The organism is Streptomyces ruber (genome assembly GCF_014648075.1).
Taxonomy (GTDB): domain Bacteria; phylum Actinomycetota; class Actinomycetes; order Streptomycetales; family Streptomycetaceae; genus Streptomyces; species Streptomyces ruber.
In genome coordinates, this window is sequence record NZ_BMQK01000029.1 from 36,598 (window position 1) to 51,190 (window position 14,593).

The window sequence follows — 14,593 nt, forward strand, 5'->3', positions numbered from 1 at the left end:
CAGCGCTGTTATATTAGCGCTGTGACATCTCCGGATCCCACAGCGCTCCCCGATCCCTGGCACTCCCTGCACGAGCTTCTGGCAGCCATGGACGCCGAGATCGAGCAGGTCTACGTCGAGCGTGGCATCGAGGGGGTGCGGCCTCGGTTCGCCTATCCGCTGATCCGGCTCGCCCACACCGGACCACTGACCATTCGCGAGCTTGCGAAGTCCCTGGACCGCTCGCACTCCGCGATCAGCCAGACCATCGCCGCCATGCGCAAGGAGGGTCTCGTCACCTCCGAGCCGGGGCCTGACGCCCGTACCCGGCGCATCGACCTGACCGAGCGCGGCCGAGCGCTGGTGCCGTTCCTGGAGGCGGAGTGGCGCGCTACCCATGAGACGGTCGCCGAGCTGGACAGCGAGGTCCCGTACGCGATGACCGCCGTTGTCGAGGAGGTGCGGCGGGCGCTGGAACGCCGGTCGATGCGGCAGCGGATCCTCCACCACCTTGTCGAGCCACCGCGATGAGGGGGCGGGTCCGTGTCCGTCTCCTCGACACCCGCCCGCTGCGCAGCAGTCAGTCGTTCCGCGACCTGTGGATCGGTACCTCCGCCTCCCAACTCGGCGGACAGATAGCCAACGTGGCGGTGCTGGCCCAGGTCTGGGACCTGACCGGCAGCCCAGTGGGCACCGGTGCCATCGGGCTCGCCACCGGCCTGCCGATGGTGCTGTTCGGGCTGCTCGGCGGAACGTTGGCCGACACCTTCGACCGCCGTGCGGTAGTGCGGGCCACGACCGCGGGCCAGCTGCTGGCCGCCGCGGGCCTGTGTGCCCAGGCCCTGGCGGACAACCGCAACGTGCTGGTGCTGCTCGCCCTGGTAGCCATGGGGACGAGCTGCGGCGCTCTCGGAGCTCCTGCCCGGCGCACCTTCCCGGTCCGGCTGTTGCCGGGTGACCAGGTCGCGGCCGGTCTTGCGCTGACCAACGTCTCCTTCCAGGCCGCGATGCTGGCCGGTCCCGCGATGGCCGGGCTGATCATCGCCCGCTGGGATGTCCCTGCCGCATACGCGACCCAGGCCGTGGCCACGGCGGTCTCGATGCTCGCGGTGGTCCGCCTGCCTGCCATGCGGCCCGAAGGTGCCGACGCGGCAGGCGGCAGGCGCCGGCCGGAGCGCGGCGGTTGGCGGATCGTCCTGCGACGCCCGACGCTGTGGGGCTCGATGGCCACCGACCTGTCCGCAACGCTGCTCGCCATGCCCATCGCGCTCTTCCCGCTGGTCAACGAGATCCGCTTCGAGGGGAACCCGCGGACTCTCGGCCTGTTCCTCTCGGCCGTCGCGGTCGGGGGAATCATGGCCGGTCTGCTCTCCGGCACGGTGACGCGTTGGCGCCGTGCCGGCCTGGTACAGCTGTCCGCAGCCGGGGTCTGGGGCCTGGCGCTGGCCTGTTTCGGTCTGGCGGAGCCGTTGTGGCTGGCGCTCGGCTGCCTGGCCGTGGCGGGCGCTGCCGACACCGTGTCCGTCGTCACCCGCAGTGCCCTGGTCCAATTGGAGACCCCGGACGCGTATCGAGGACGGGTTTCCTCGATGGAACACGTCATCGGTGTCGCGGGCCCCGAACTCGGCAACTTCCGTGGCGGCCTGTTGGCGTCGGCCACCTCCGCCTCCTTCTCCCTGGTCTTCGGCGGACTGTCCGCCATCCTGGCGATCGCCGCCGTGACCGCGGCCAACGCGCCCCTTCGCGCCTACCGCACGCCGCCTGCCGCCGCGAAGCCGGCTGCCCCAGGAGTCGCCGACGCGGCGGCGGCCGCTGGTCAGGTTCGCTGATACGCCTCCGCCGTTGACGCCCACCTCACCGGGGCGCCGTTCCTCGCCGGCGGCGTCCGGATCCCGCGGCGGACGCAGGCCCCCAGGCAGCTCGGGGGCTGGAAGAGGTACCGGCCGAGCATGTTGATGCGATGACGGACGAACGGGGGAAGGCAGGCCACGTCCTCGTCGCGGACGTCGAGCCCGTCCTCGCGGAGCTGAGTGACGGCGGCGTCCAGGTACCTCGTGTCGGAGAGCACCAGGGCGTTGAGGACCAGGCCGAAGGCGCCGATCCGGTCCTCCGTGCCGTCCTGGTGGCGCTGGTAGAGCTGCCCGGCCCGGCCGTGGACGATCCTCCGGGCGGGAGCGTGGCGGCCCTCGTGGGGGATCGAACTGGCGACGTCGCGCAATCGGCAGTCGCGTATTCCTCAGCCCGTGAGGGCTCGTAGTCACCGTATGCAGCTGCCGGGAGCGTGAAGGCGCTCAGCTCTTCGGGATCTGTACGGTGGGGCGGGCGGTCAGGCCACCGGCCGGATCCGGTCACTGGTCGCCTGGCGCAGTGCGGCCTGGAGACGGTCCCGGACCGCGGTCTGGGCGGCGATGCGTTGGTCGAGGACCGCCAATCGCTCCAGTGCCACCCGTATGCCCCTGTCGGAGGGCGACGCCGTGGTCAGGTCTCCGTCCAGGCACGGCAGGAAGACCCGCACGTCGTCCAGGGTGAGCCCGGCGGCCAGCAGGTAGCGGATGTTGCGGACCCGTACCACCGCCCGCTCGTCATAGACGCGGTAGCTGTTGGGGGCCCGCTCCGAGGAGATCAGCCCGGCCTGCTCGTAGTGCCGCAGCGCTCGGGCGGTCGCCCCGGTCGTCCTGGCCAGCTCACCGATCCGCATCCGCTCCACCCTCCCGGGCACCACTCTTATCACGCCACGACCGCCCCGCCGTCGACCGGGAGGACCACCCCGGTGACGAACGATGCGGCCGGTGCGGCAAGTTGGGTGATCGCCCAGGCCACCTCCTCCGGTCGGCCGATCCGGCCCAGCGGCGTGTGTGCCAGCTGCCACTCCCGTACTGCGGCCATCCGCTCCGGGGTCAGTCCCTGGTGCTCGCCGATCGGAGTGTCGATCGCGCCGGGTGCGACCGCCACCACCCGGACCCCGCGGGGTGCCAGCTCGACCGCCCAGCTGCGGGTCAGCAGCTCCAGCGCGGTCTTGGTCGCCGCGTAGACCGAGCTGCCCGGCCAGGCCCGCTGCCCCACCGACGTACTCACGTTGACGATCACTCCGCCGGACGCCTCCAGGGACGGCAGCGCGGCCTGGGTCAGCAGGATGGGTGCGATCAGGTTGGTGGCGATCTGAGGCGCGATCATCTCCGGCCCGAGCGTGCCGAGGGCACCGCTGTGCACGATGCCGGCGTTGTTGACCAGCACGTCCAACCGGCCGTGCAGTTCCAGTGCGGCCTGGACGATCCGCTCGGGCTGTCCCTCGGCGGTGATGTCGGCAGTCAGCGGGGTGATCCGGTCGTGCCCGGCGGCGGTCTCGTGGAGCGGTTCGGCCCGCCGGCCGACGGCGAGGACCTGGGCGCCCTCGGCGGCGAAGGCGCGGGCGGTGGCCCGGCCGATCCCGGTGCCGGCCCCGGTGACGGTGACGGTCCTGCTGGTCTGAGGTGCGGTGCTGCTGTCCATGCCGGCCATCGTTCAACCCTGCCGCCAGCGGTAAGGTCAAGCGGCCCCCGGTGGGCTTGTGATCAGCGGGTGTGGTCGCCTGGGCACAGTGGTGCCAGGTCCCTCCGGCCTCGGCGGCGAGGCAGGCGGTGGTGCCGTCGTGGTAGCCGAGCCTGCGGGTGACCACGGGGCCGGGGCCCGGAGGACGAGGTGGCGGATCATTGATCTTGCTGCGGTTCTCCCGCTTCGCGGCCGCCCTCCCGCCCCGGGCGCGGCAGGCGCGGGGCCCGGAGAGCACAGCCGTCCCGGCAGGCCAGGCGCACCACCACCCGGCCTCCCGGGACGAGAGCGACAGCACGGCGGGGGATCCGGTGTGCGGCGTGCGACTGGATCCGGCGAGCGCCGCCGAGCGCCGGCCCGCCGGGCAGGGCGCCTACTTCTTCTGCTCCGCCCGCTGCGCCGCCGCCTTCGACGCCGACCCGGACCGCTATACCGGCCGCACGACCGGCGGTCCGCCGCAGGGAGGCGATCGGCGATGACCACCACCACCCGGCGCGACGCCCACCGGCCCGCCGCGGCGCCCGGACACGCCGGCCGCAAGGCCGACCACCTGGCCCGGCTGAGCAAGATCGAAGGCCAGATCCGCGGCATCTCCCGCATGGCCGCCGAGGACCGCTGCCGCATCGACGTTCTCACCCGGATCAGCGCCACCCGGGCCCTGCAGGAAGTCGCCCTCGGCCTCCTGGAGGACCACGTACGCGGCTGCGTCACCCGCGCCGCCCGCACCGGCCCCGTCCAGGCCGAGGGAGAGTCCGCCGAACTCACCGACACCCTGCGCCGCGCCCTGCGCCTGTAGCCACACGGCGGAGATCACCGCGCCGGGCCGGCGCGGTGACGCGCCATGGCGCCTGAGCTGCGCGGCGCTTCCCGGGCGGGCGCCGGTGAGGCGCCCGCCCGGCCCGATGACGGCTACTTGCCGAGCATCCGGTGCATCTCGGTGATCTCGGCCGACTGCGAGGTGACGATCGACTTCGCCATCCTCGTGCAGGGCCCGTAGGCGCCCTCGGCCTGCTCGGCCTTCGCCATCTCGACGGCGCCCTGGTGATGGCGGATCATCATCTGCAGGAACGCCGTGTCGAAGGCCTCACCGGACAGGCCCGTCATCTTCTGCATGTCGGCGTGCGACATCATGCCGGGCATCGCCGAGTGGTCCTTGCCCATGCCCGGCATGCTCTCCATGCCGGCCGGACCGTCGTCCGGGACCTTCTCGCCCCAGGACTCCAGCCAGCCGGACATGGTGGTGATCTCCGGGCCCTGTGCCTGCTTGATCCTTTCGGCCAGGTCCTTCACCTGCTGCGACTGGGCCCGCGTGGCGGCCAGGTCGGCCATGGCCACGGCCTGCCGGTGGTGCGGGATCATCGCCTGGGCGAACGACACGTCCTGCGCGTTGTGGCCGGCGTGTGCGGCGGAGCCGGTGGCCGAGGGGGCGGCGGGGGTCGGCGCCCCCGCGTCGTGGGTGGAGCGTCCCGACGGGGACGAGGCGGTGGACTGGCTGCTGCTGCCGCAGGCGGCCAGCACCGTCGCGGCGGTGGCGGCAGCGGCCAGCGCGGCGGTCCGGCGGATGAGGAAACGGCAAGGTGCCATGAGACGTACAACTCCTTTGTGTGCCCGCGCGGTGCGCGGGGTGCGAATGCAGGCAGGCCGGAGCACGCCACCCCTGATCGAGGGGTGCCGGGCGGGCCTTCCTAGATCCGCAGAAGCTGCAACTCGGACAGGTCCGGCGGGGCGCGGCCGTCAGCCGTCCGGGCGGCCGGGCCGCGGCACGCGGCCGCCGCAGGCGCGAGGCGGGCAGCCAGGGCGGGAAGCAACGCGGGCGGAACGTAGGCCGTGGAGATGCCGTCCGCCGCGCACGTCCCGGCGGCGTGGTCCATGACCATGCCGCCGCTGCCCGTGTCCGACATGTGCCGGCAGCCGTCACCGGCATCAGGGGCGAGCGTGGAGTGATGCCCCGGAAGCTGCACCGACATCGTCATGTCGTGGCGGCCCGCCGCCGGCATGCCCGCGGGGGACAGGGCATGCATCCCCAGCACCCCCGCCACCACGGCCAGGACCAGCCACACCCAGCGCGCAGGACGCGCCTGGGAACCGGTGCGCGGGCGGGACATCATGGGCTCATCGTAGGCGGGCTGCCGCCTTCCGGGAGGGCAGAACCCGTCAAGTGCCTCATAGCGCGCCGCCCTCCTGCCGTTCGTCTCCTCAACCGCCACGTCCGGCTTCGGCCTGGACTTCGCCATCGAGGTCTCCACCGCCACGGCGGTCTCCTGTCGGCCGGGGCGGGGACACCGCAGTCCGTGAGACTGCTCACGCTGTTGTGGCCTGCGCCGATGTCCGCTGCCGAACTCGCCCGCGAACTGGGGGTCTCGCATGCCCTGGCAAGCCAGCATCTGCGACGTCTGGCTGCCGTGGAACTGGTCGAACTGGCTGAGGAACGCCTCCGCCGCGGCGGCCGGGAACGTCGGTACCGCGCCACCCGCGACTCATCCGTGGCCGCCCCGGCCTGCGCAACACCGCTGGTGGCCGCGCCAGCGCCTCGCCCCACGAGACCAGACGCGACCGCCACGACGCGAGATCCACCCGACCGCTCACGAACGGCGTGTCAGCAACGATCTCCGCGGCGGGCCCTCCAGCCACACGCTGCAGAGGGCCGAGCGCCGTGATGCGAACACAGTTGCCCTCGTCATCACACGACAGAGCCAGATCCAACTGCTCAGCCATCGCGGCCTGCGATCCGAACGGCTGCACCGCGCGAGCGTCGCCCCGGGGAACGACAATGCACGGTAAGGGTCCAGTGCGACGGCGGATGCCTGCGCGGGGTGCGAGCGGTGCGCCCATCACCTTCCAATGGCGTGCTGCCCCTCCTCGCGTGGGCGGAGCAGCACGGCGGCCAGGAGGGCTGTGGCGGTCAGGCCGGCTGCCGCGATGACCGCGACGGCGGTGAAGCCGTGGTCGTAGGCCTGGCGGGCTGAGTGCAGCACGGCGTCCGCGGTCGGGGAGGGCAGGTGTGCCGTGACATCCTCAGCCGCGGTGAACGACTCCTCGGCGTGGGCTCGCTCCCCCGTCGACAGGCCGGACACCGGGGGCAGGCTGGTGCGGTAGACGATGGTCAGGACGGTGCCGAGGACGGCGACGCCGAGGCCTGCGCCGAGCTCGAAGGATGTCTCCTGGATGGCGGCGGCTTCGCCGGAGCGGTCGGGCTCCGCGGCGCTCATGATTGCGTCGGCGCCCAGGGTCATGACGATGCCGGCGCCGTATCCCGCGGCGAGCAACGGCAGGAGGAGCATGTCGTAGCGGGCGGTGTCGCCGACGACGGCGATGGCCGCGTACGCGAGGGCGAAGAGGGAGAGCGCTGCGGTGAGCGCCTTGCGGTTGCCCCACCGGTTCGCCGCCCAGGGCGCGGTGACCGCGCCGACGGCGTTGGCCGCGGCCAGGGGCATCAGCGACAGTCCGGCGAGGAGCGGCGAGTAGGCGCCCACCTGTTGCAGCCATTGGGTGAGGAAGAACAGCAGGGCGACGTAGCTGCCGAAGCAGCCGATGACGCACAAGGTGGCGGTGGTGAAGCGGCGCTCGTTGAAGAGGGAGAAGTCGAGCAGCGGCTCCGCGAGGCGCCGCTGGCGGTGGACGAAGGCGTACAGCAGTGCGGCTCCGCCGAGGGCCGTGACGAGGATCGCGGTGTTCACGCCCGCGTGCTCGCCGGCCTGCTTCAGCGCGTAGACCACACCGGCCAGGCCGGTGACGGACAGTGCCACGCTGGCCAGGTCCCAGCGGCGGGGCACGGGATTCTTCGACTCCGGGATGACGCGGGCGCCGACGGCCAGGATGACGACGATGACGGGGACGTTCACCAGGAAGACCGCGCCCCAGCCCCACTTCTCGGCAACCAGCCCGCCGAGCAGCGGTCCGATCGTCGCCCCTACGCTGTGGGCGGCGGTCCACACGCCGATGGCGAGAGCCCGCTCACGGTCGTCAGTGAACACGACCCTGATGATCGCCACCGTCGATGCCATGATCATCGCCGCGGCGACGCCAAGTGCCGCGCGCGCGGCGATGAGCTGCCCGGTCGATGTCGCGAAAGCGCACGCCGCCGAGGCGAGACCGAAGGCGGCGAAACCGCTCAGCACCATGCGGCGCCGGCCGATACGGTCCCCCAGTGTCCCGCAGGTGACGAGCAGCGCGGCGAGTGCCAGCGAGTACACGTCGACGATCCAGAGCAACTGCGCGGCGCTGGGCTGGAGATCCCGGCTCATGCTCGGTACGGCGACGTGCAGCACGGTGAGGTCGATACCGCACAGCAACAGACTGCCTGACACCACGGCCAGGACCAGCCACCGCCGCCGTGGCGCTGCGGTCGGCTGCTCCCCCCTGCGCGGCGCACGCTCCGGCGCGGACGCATCCCTGTTCAACATAGTCTCAGTTTCGGTATGTATCGGCAGGGGTCACAAGTACGGTCATTCGTGTCCCCTAGTGTCGTTCGGTATACCAATGGAGGTCAGCTGTGCGTTCCAGCGTCGAGGAAGCGCCGGATTACTGCGCGATCGAGTTCGCCATGGAGGTTCTGGGAGGCCGGTGGAAACTGGCCATCCTGAAACAGCTGGTACCGGGGAAGCGTCGCTTCGGCGAACTCCGGCGCGCGATGCCGGCCATCACCCAGCGCATGCTGACCCGACAGCTGAGGGAGCTGGAGGCCGACGGCCTGGTGACGCGGACCGTCTACCGGGAGGTTCCGCCGCGGGTCGAGTACGCGCTGACCGACGTCGGACACAGCCTGGACTCCATCACGGAACAGCTGGACAAGTGGGGCCGGTGGTACCAGGAGACGGTGCGTCGTCAGGAGCCGCCGTCCGGCCCTCGCCCGGCCGCGTGAGCAGGGCGAGGGCCGCCACGTCACAGCACCGTGCAGACCTCTTCGTAGGTGAGGCGCGGGCCGCGTGACCGTGAACCGGCTACCGCGGGTCTACCCAGGTTCACCACGAGCAGCGTGGACCAGGTGCCGTCCGGGAAGAACTCACGGTTGACGCCGTCCTCGTCGTAACCGCTCATGGGCCCGGCGGCGAGTCCTGCCGCCCGTATCCCGATGATGAAGTACGCGGCTTGCAGGGCGCCGTTCAGCCGTGCCGAACGTTCCCGTAGGGCCCGCTTCTCCGAGAACAGGTCCACCGCAGCGGGGAATCGAGGGAACTGGTCCGGCAGTCTTCGGTGGAATTCGTTGTCCACTGCCAGCAGTGCGGTCAATGGCGCCCTGACGGTTTTTTCCCTGTTACTCCTCGACAGATGCGCGGCCAGGCGCTGCCGGCTCTCCGGGGAACGGAGCAGGCAGATCCTGAGCGGCTGTTGGTTGAAAGCGGTCGGGCCATGTCTGACGAGGTCGTAGACGGCTCGGACCGTGCCGTCGGGGACTGGTTCGTCGGTGAACCGGTCTGCCGTGTAGGCCTGCCGGAACAGCAGGTCCTGGGCGGTCGCGTCCAGGTCCAGTCGATGTGTCGCGTGCATTTCGCCGTACCGGGTCAGAACTCAGCGAGGTTCTGCCGCAGCGTGTGCCCGGGCGAATAGCTCGTACGGGTCAGACCGCGCCGTTGCAGGGCGGGCACCAGGCCGTCGGTGACCTCGGCGACCCAGCGGCGGTTCAGCCGGAGTACCGGGGTTGTCAGCATGAAGCCGTCCCCGCCGACCTCCTCCATCACCTCACCCATCCGCTCGGCCACCTGATCCGGCGTGCCGACCAGTTCCACCGAGGAGACCAGCCCCCCGGCTGCATCCATCACCAGCTCCCGCAGGGTCTTGCCGCTGCCCCACTGCTGGAGCTGGTCCAGCGATCCCTGCTCACCATTGGTCTCCAACCGGTAGGGCAGCGGCTTGTCCAGATCGAACTGGGAGAAGTCGATCTCTGTCAGTGCGGATGTCTCGGCGAGGATGTCGTGGATGAACTGCGGTGAGCTGATCATCCGCTCGTACTTGTCCCGCGCGTCCTGCTCGGTCTCGCCGAGCGTGGGCGTCACGCAGAAGAGCACCTTGACGTCGTCGGGGTCCCGGCCGGCTGCCGCGGCGTGTGCCCGCACGTCGTCACGGAACTGCTTCATCCCGGTCACACCGTTGGCGATGGCGATGACCGAGTCCGCGTTGCGGGCGGCGAAGGCACGGCCCCGGGGCGAGGCCCCGGCCTGGACGAAGGCGGGGCGGTGCTGCGGGGAGGGCACGGTGTTCAGCGGTCCGCGCACGCTGAAGTACTCGCCCTTGAAGTGAATCGGGCGGACCTTGGTGTGGTCGGCGTAGATTCCCTTCTCCCGGTCGAGAACGACGGCGTCCTTGTCCCAGGAGGCGAAGAGCTCACGGACCACGTCGACGTACTCGTCCGCCATGGCGTACCGAACGTCCCGGGACGGCAGCTTCTCCAGGCCGAAGTTCTGCGCGGCCAGGTCCTCGGCGCTGGTGACGATGTTCCAGCCGAAGCGGCCGCCGAGCATGCTGTCCATCGTCGAGGCCAGTCGCGCGGTCATGAACGGCGGGTACGCCAGCGTCGACAGCGTGGCGACGATGCCCAGATGGGAGGTGGCCAGTCCCATGGCGACGGCCAGCGGGACCGGGTCGTGTTTGGGAACGACCATGCCCTGCCGGAGTGCTCGTTCCGAAGAGCCGCCGTAGCTCTCCGGGACCATGAGCTTGTCTTCGATGATCACGTAGTCGAAGCAGGCCCGTTCGAGCGCCTGTGCGACCTCCGTGTGGAACCGGCCGTCCCAGGGGGAGCCCCCCGTGCCGAATGGTCCCTGCCAGTCGTCCGGGGTGAAGTTGAAGATACAGGCGAGGTGGAATTTCCGCGTCACAGCTGCTTTCCTCCGGAGCGAATGGTTTCTTGCTGCCGCGGGCCCGGGTGGCGGCGGTCGGGCCGGGTCTGGGCGAAGAGCAGGCCCTTCCCGTCCCGCACCAGGGCCGTCGCCTCGTCGACCACATGACGCAACAGCTTCTCCCCGAGATCGGGACTCGCGCCCGATGTGGAGGACAGGACGCCGCGGTGGGTGGTCTGCTCGACGTCGATCGGATGCAGATAGATGCCCGCCCGGGGCGGCGCGTCGTGATCGGGGCGCTCGTCGGTGACGAGGTCGGGACGCAGGTGGAGCATGAGGCTGGTCTCGGTGACTCCGGCGTGTTCGGCGTGCCAGCCGGGGAACTCGGTGATCTCCGCGTCGGTCCAGGTGTCCCGTACCAGGCTCCACCAGCTGAACGCGAAGACCTCCGTGCCGTCCAGCAGCCCTTGTTCGCGTACCTGGTCCAGCGCCTCGAAGAGGAACGGCTCGTTCTCGTAGTGCCCGTTGACCACGATGAGGCGGGCCATGGGGAGTGCCGCCATCGCACGGAGCGTCTCGCGGAGGAACCGAATCAGGGTGTCCCCAGCGACATACACCGTGCCGGGGAAGAACAGTCCGCCGCCGCTCTGCGGCAGGGACCGGGCACCGACCGCCTGCGCCGGCAGGATGAACGCGTCGAGTTCCCGCGCGATCTCGGCAGCGATGCTCTCGGCCAGGATGAGATCCACGGACAGCGGCAGATGCGGGCCGTGCTGCTCGATCGCCCCGATGGGCCATACGACCGTACGCCCGCGCACGGCGTCGGCGACCTGGGCACTGGTCAGGTCCGTGAGCCGCCGCACAGCGGAGTGTTGATGCGTCATAGCGTCGCCCCTTGCGGTCTTCCGGTGGTGAGCGGGGCGGTGCCCTGCGGCCCGACGAGGTCGCGGGTCTCGGCCAGGATGCGCTCGAGGGTCTGGTACATGTCGGTGTGCAGCGCCGTGTACACCTGCGCCACGTTCGCTCCCACGCTGAGGTAGTCGGCCACGTCACGGCCGCTGCTCACCCCGCCGCAGCCCATGACGGGCAGGTCGATGCCCCTCCTTCGCAGCTGCCAGACAGCTGCCAGGACCAGCGGTTTGAGGCCGGGGCCCGAGTAGCCGAAGACACCGCCCAGTTCCAGCTGCCCGGTCGTGGGGGACACGGCCGCACCGGCGATGGTGTCGCTGAGGGTGACGGCATCGGCTCCGCCGGCAATGGCGGCACGCACCCGTTCCTGCAGCCCTTCGCCGATGGCCAGCTTGACGGAGATGGGCAGCGTCGTCCGGCTGCGGGTCTCGGAGGTGTAGGCGTAGACCCGGTCGGGGTTGTCGTCCTCCAGGCCGTCTTCCTCGTTGAGGCACGAGATGCCGAGTTCCAGGGCCGGGCAGCCGGTCGTCTCGACGTCCTTGGCCAGAGCGGCGAGTTCGGCCGGCGTGTCGGCGTGGAGGGAGGCGATGACGGGCAGGCGGTCCTCGGCGAAGGACCGCAGCACGTGCAGCCAGTGGTTGACCGACCGTTTCGAGTAGGTGGTGCTGTTCAGCATGCCGACGGGCAGGCGCAGAATGCGTTCGTCGAGGCCCTGGGGTGGACTGGGGTGGATGGTCTTGGTGACGACGGCTCCGGCCCCCTTCTCCAGGAGTCGGCGGATGTTGCGTTCCTGATCCGTCAGCAACCCGGATCCGACGATCACGGGATTGGCCAGTTGCAGGCCGAGGATTGACACGTCGCGCACTCGTAACTCCGTCCGGCGGGTGAGCGGATGTTCTGCGTGGGCGGGACGGTCGTCTAGGCGACCAGGCTGGCATTGACCGCCTCACGCTGCCGTTCGGTAGCGCTGAGCACGGCGTCGATGAGCAGACTCGGCTTCTCGGTGAACTCGTCGAAGTCGATGGTGCGGACCGAACCCACGCGGTACAGCCCCTTGAGGAGGTGGCTCGCTGATTCGACGAAGGGCTGCTTGGTGATGATGACGATGGGACGGCCGAGGGCTGTGGCCCAGCCGAGTTCGACATGGGTCCCATCGGTCCGCCGCAGGGTCTGGTCCTCCAGCAGCGGCAGGACGGGCACGAAGACATCGCACTTCCGCATCCAGCGGAAGTCACGCACGGAGACCTGCTCCGGGGTGAAGGCGGCGGTCTCGGCTCCGAACTTCTCGACGACGTGGGCCGAGAAGACGTTGGCGCCGTTCTCCGTGACCGTCTGGATCGCCGTGGTGATCGCGTCCTGCAAGTGGCCGACGAAGCCGTCCTGCAGGATGGCGTGCTGGATCGGACCGCCCACGAAGACGTCGAGTCCCGTGAGAAGTCCGGTCTTGTGCGCGGCCGTCACGTCCGTGGCCTGGGTGCTGTCCATGAGTGTTCGCTCCTTGGCAGAAGGTGGGTAATCGAAAGGCTGGGCGCGCGTGGAGTTACGCATGTCCGCGCGCACCCGTGAGCGCCGGCGGTCGATCGCGAAGAGAGGTGTGCTCCCTGCCGCCCGGCCGACGGCGTCGGTCGTGCCGTGTATCGATCAGGGAATGTCGGCGATCCGCGTGTACCGGCCGCGGTGGTACAGCAGAGGCTCCCGTGGCTCGGCCGGCGCCTCGAGCCGAAGCACGTCACCGATCACCACGAGGTGGTCACCGCCGTCGTGCTCGGCGTGCACGCCGCAGTCGATCCACGCGGTGGCGTCGGCGAGCCGCGGGGCGCCGTCCGGCGACGGAATCCAGGCGACATCGCGGAACTTGTCACCGCCGGACCGCGCGAACCGCTCGCTGAGCGCTTGCTGCTGTTGTGCCAGCACGTTGACGCAGAAGGACCCGCTGTCCCTGATGGTGGGCCAGCTCGCTGAGGTGCGGCTGACGCACAGGATGATGCGCGGCGGGTCGAGGGAGAGCGAAGAGAACGCCTGGCAGGTGAACCCGACGGGCCCCGTGGGCCCCATGGTGGTGACTACCGTGACGCCGGTACAGAACTGCCCCATGACGGAGCGGAACATATCGGGCGTGACATGATCCTGCACTGCTGCGGAGACACCGTCGCCTAACAAAAGCTCTGTCCTCTCGGGCCGTACAGCCAGGTCGGATGCAACAAGCTCACCATGCATCACTGTTGGTGACGGCTGATCAGTGTGCCTCAGGGGATTGATTCCGACAACAGTCCTGGCACGGGGGATAAAGATCCTGCCATCATGCGCTCATGATGAACGATTCCGACATACTTGACGGTCTCAGCCAGCGGATCACTGCCGCGCTGCAGATCAACCCGCGGGCAGGCGTGGCGGAAGTGGCGCGCATCCTCGGTGAGCATGAGCGACTGGTGGCACGGCGTCTGCAAAGGCTCCTGGACACAGGTGTCATGCGCTGTACGGCCGAGTACGACCCCGTGCGGAGCGGGCTGGGCCGCACAGTCCAACTGCGGCTGAAGACGTCAACAGACTGTCTAGAAAGCGTCTTCGAAGGATTGGCAAGGCATCCTGACGTGCTTAACGTCACCGCTGTGGCGGGAGGGGCCGGTCACCTGTGGTGCGAGTTGCTGGAGTCCCGGTCGTCTCCGCGGTTCTCGCCGACGGATGGCACTCCCAGCCTCTCCGGTATCGACGTGCTCAGCGCGCACATCACACTGCGCCCTTTTATGAGCGCGGCCGAGTGGCATGCCCCCGTCCTGACCAAGGAAGAGGAGAAGCGCTTGCGGGCGAGTCTGGTCCAGCCCTTGCCCGGCCTGGCGAACCGGTACGACGTCACTCCCACCGACACGTGCGTCGCCGAAGTCCTGACGAGGAACGCGCGCATCAGTCTCATCGAACTGGCCAGGGAACTGGGCTTCTCCACGGCCACAGCGGGACGACGGATCACCTCACTGCTGGAGCGTCGGGTGCTGCACCTGCGCACGGTCGTCGAGCCGGCTCTGCTGGGTCGTTCAGTGGAGGCGCGCGTACAGCTGAAAGTCCATCCAGCGGGCATCGAAACCGTCGGAACCACCCTGGCCGCCTGTCCCGACGTCCGTTACTGCGCCGCCGTGACGGGACGGTACAACCTGCTCGCAGACGTGTGCGTCGAGCACGAGACGGACCTGTACGGCTTCATGGTGGACACGCTGGGAACGCTTCCGCACATCCTCGACTCCGACCTGGAGATCACCCAACGGCTGTCCGCCAGCGGCCCTGCCACGAACAGCACGCGCTCTTGAAGTCACACCGCCCCACTGACCGCGACCACGGGAGCCCCCCTTTGGCCATGCCGCCCTCTGTTTTCCGAAACAGCACCGCCACGACGACCAAGCACATCTTCG

Annotated in this window: 18 protein-coding genes and 1 pseudogene; 7 read left to right on the forward strand and 12 right to left on the reverse strand. The window is 69.9% G+C overall.

The annotated features are described in order from the left end of the window. The first annotated feature begins 21 nt into the window (after positions 1–21). Together IEZ04_RS33235 and IEZ04_RS33240 are read left to right on the forward strand one after the other, a co-directional pair. Complete coding sequence (locus IEZ04_RS33235) at positions 22–510, forward strand: MarR family winged helix-turn-helix transcriptional regulator (RefSeq protein WP_189220713.1); 489 nt, start codon at positions 22–24, stop codon at positions 508–510. Continuing rightward, a complete protein-coding gene (locus IEZ04_RS33240) occupies positions 507–1,808 on the forward strand; it encodes an MFS transporter (protein WP_189220714.1) in 1,302 nt (433 codons plus the stop codon). The genes IEZ04_RS33235 and IEZ04_RS33240 overlap by 4 nt, the downstream gene beginning before the upstream one ends. A gap of 39 nt (positions 1,809–1,847) precedes the next feature. Here IEZ04_RS33240 and IEZ04_RS33245 read toward each other — a convergent pair. The 3 genes and pseudogenes from IEZ04_RS33245 to IEZ04_RS33255 form a co-directional block, all read right to left on the reverse strand. Further along, positions 1,848–2,167: pseudogene (locus IEZ04_RS33245) on the reverse strand (Tn3 family transposase); the annotation flags it as partial. 138 nt (positions 2,168–2,305) lie between these two features. Continuing rightward, positions 2,306–2,677: a MerR family transcriptional regulator gene (locus IEZ04_RS33250; RefSeq protein WP_189220715.1), complete on the reverse strand. Its 372-nt coding sequence runs from the start codon at positions 2,675–2,677 to the stop codon at positions 2,306–2,308. Positions 2,678–2,706: 29 nt separating this feature from the next. Beyond that, complete coding sequence (locus IEZ04_RS33255) at positions 2,707–3,477, reverse strand: SDR family NAD(P)-dependent oxidoreductase (RefSeq protein ID WP_189220716.1); 771 nt, start codon at positions 3,475–3,477, stop codon at positions 2,707–2,709. A gap of 191 nt (positions 3,478–3,668) precedes the next feature. Here IEZ04_RS33255 and IEZ04_RS33260 point away from each other — a divergent pair, with 191 nt between their 5' ends. Beyond that, entirely contained in the window at positions 3,669–3,986 is a 318-nt protein-coding gene (locus tag IEZ04_RS33260; protein ID WP_229821454.1) for a YHS domain-containing protein, read from the forward strand. Then, on the forward strand, positions 3,983–4,303 hold the full coding sequence (locus tag IEZ04_RS33265) for a metal-sensitive transcriptional regulator (protein WP_189220717.1): 321 nt from the start codon (positions 3,983–3,985) through the stop codon (positions 4,301–4,303). The genes IEZ04_RS33260 and IEZ04_RS33265 overlap by 4 nt, the downstream gene beginning before the upstream one ends. A gap of 113 nt (positions 4,304–4,416) precedes the next feature. On the opposite strand, the gene IEZ04_RS33270 is transcribed toward IEZ04_RS33265, so the two are convergent. Together IEZ04_RS33270 and IEZ04_RS33275 are read right to left on the reverse strand one after the other, a co-directional pair. Further along, complete coding sequence (locus IEZ04_RS33270) at positions 4,417–5,091, reverse strand: DUF305 domain-containing protein (RefSeq protein ID WP_189220718.1); 675 nt, start codon at positions 5,089–5,091, stop codon at positions 4,417–4,419. A 101-nt stretch (positions 5,092–5,192) separates the two neighbouring features. Next, a complete protein-coding gene (locus IEZ04_RS33275) occupies positions 5,193–5,759 on the reverse strand; it encodes a DUF6153 family protein (protein ID WP_229821455.1) in 567 nt (188 codons plus the stop codon). A gap of 72 nt (positions 5,760–5,831) precedes the next feature. Here IEZ04_RS33275 and IEZ04_RS35460 point away from each other — a divergent pair, with 72 nt between their 5' ends. After that, the gene (locus IEZ04_RS35460) at positions 5,832–6,164 is read left to right on the forward strand and encodes a helix-turn-helix domain-containing protein (protein ID WP_229821461.1); all 333 of its coding nucleotides are present in this window, start codon (positions 5,832–5,834) and stop codon (positions 6,162–6,164) included. Between the two features lie 174 nt (positions 6,165–6,338). Here IEZ04_RS35460 and IEZ04_RS33285 read toward each other — a convergent pair whose 3' ends face one another. Then, positions 6,339–7,817, reverse strand: a complete 1,479-nt coding sequence (locus IEZ04_RS33285; protein ID WP_229821456.1) for an MFS transporter — start codon at positions 7,815–7,817, stop codon at positions 6,339–6,341. A 182-nt stretch (positions 7,818–7,999) separates the two neighbouring features. Between IEZ04_RS33285 and IEZ04_RS33290 the strand changes: the two genes are divergently transcribed. Continuing rightward, positions 8,000–8,368, forward strand: coding sequence for a winged helix-turn-helix transcriptional regulator (locus tag IEZ04_RS33290; protein ID WP_229821457.1), 369 nt, complete (start codon positions 8,000–8,002; stop codon positions 8,366–8,368). A 20-nt stretch (positions 8,369–8,388) separates the two neighbouring features. Here the strand turns inward: IEZ04_RS33290 and IEZ04_RS33295 are convergent, their stop codons facing one another. From IEZ04_RS33295 to IEZ04_RS33320, 6 genes are all read right to left on the reverse strand, one after another. Then, entirely contained in the window at positions 8,389–8,994 is a 606-nt protein-coding gene (locus IEZ04_RS33295; RefSeq protein ID WP_189220720.1) for a malonic semialdehyde reductase, read from the reverse strand. 14 nt (positions 8,995–9,008) lie between these two features. Next, the gene (locus IEZ04_RS33300) at positions 9,009–10,322 is read right to left on the reverse strand and encodes an NtaA/DmoA family FMN-dependent monooxygenase (RefSeq protein WP_189220721.1); all 1,314 of its coding nucleotides are present in this window, start codon (positions 10,320–10,322) and stop codon (positions 9,009–9,011) included. Then, positions 10,319–11,167, reverse strand: coding sequence for a creatininase family protein (locus IEZ04_RS33305; RefSeq protein WP_189220722.1), 849 nt, complete (start codon positions 11,165–11,167; stop codon positions 10,319–10,321). Before IEZ04_RS33305 ends, IEZ04_RS33300 begins: the two co-directional genes overlap by 4 nt. After that, positions 11,164–12,057, reverse strand: coding sequence for a beta/alpha barrel domain-containing protein (locus tag IEZ04_RS33310; RefSeq protein WP_189220723.1), 894 nt, complete (start codon positions 12,055–12,057; stop codon positions 11,164–11,166). The genes IEZ04_RS33305 and IEZ04_RS33310 overlap by 4 nt, the downstream gene beginning before the upstream one ends. Positions 12,058–12,110: 53 nt before the next feature. Beyond that, positions 12,111–12,677 (reverse strand): nucleoside 2-deoxyribosyltransferase, encoded by a 567-nt coding sequence (locus IEZ04_RS33315; protein ID WP_189220724.1) that lies wholly within the window; start codon positions 12,675–12,677, stop codon positions 12,111–12,113. A gap of 156 nt (positions 12,678–12,833) precedes the next feature. Continuing rightward, a complete protein-coding gene (locus IEZ04_RS33320; protein ID WP_229821458.1) occupies positions 12,834–13,409 on the reverse strand; it encodes a flavin reductase family protein in 576 nt (191 codons plus the stop codon). Positions 13,410–13,501: 92 nt separating this feature from the next. Here IEZ04_RS33320 and IEZ04_RS33325 point away from each other — a divergent pair, with 92 nt between their 5' ends. Beyond that, positions 13,502–14,491 (forward strand): Lrp/AsnC family transcriptional regulator, encoded by a 990-nt coding sequence (locus IEZ04_RS33325; RefSeq protein ID WP_189220725.1) that lies wholly within the window; start codon positions 13,502–13,504, stop codon positions 14,489–14,491. Positions 14,492–14,593 lie beyond the last annotated feature (102 nt).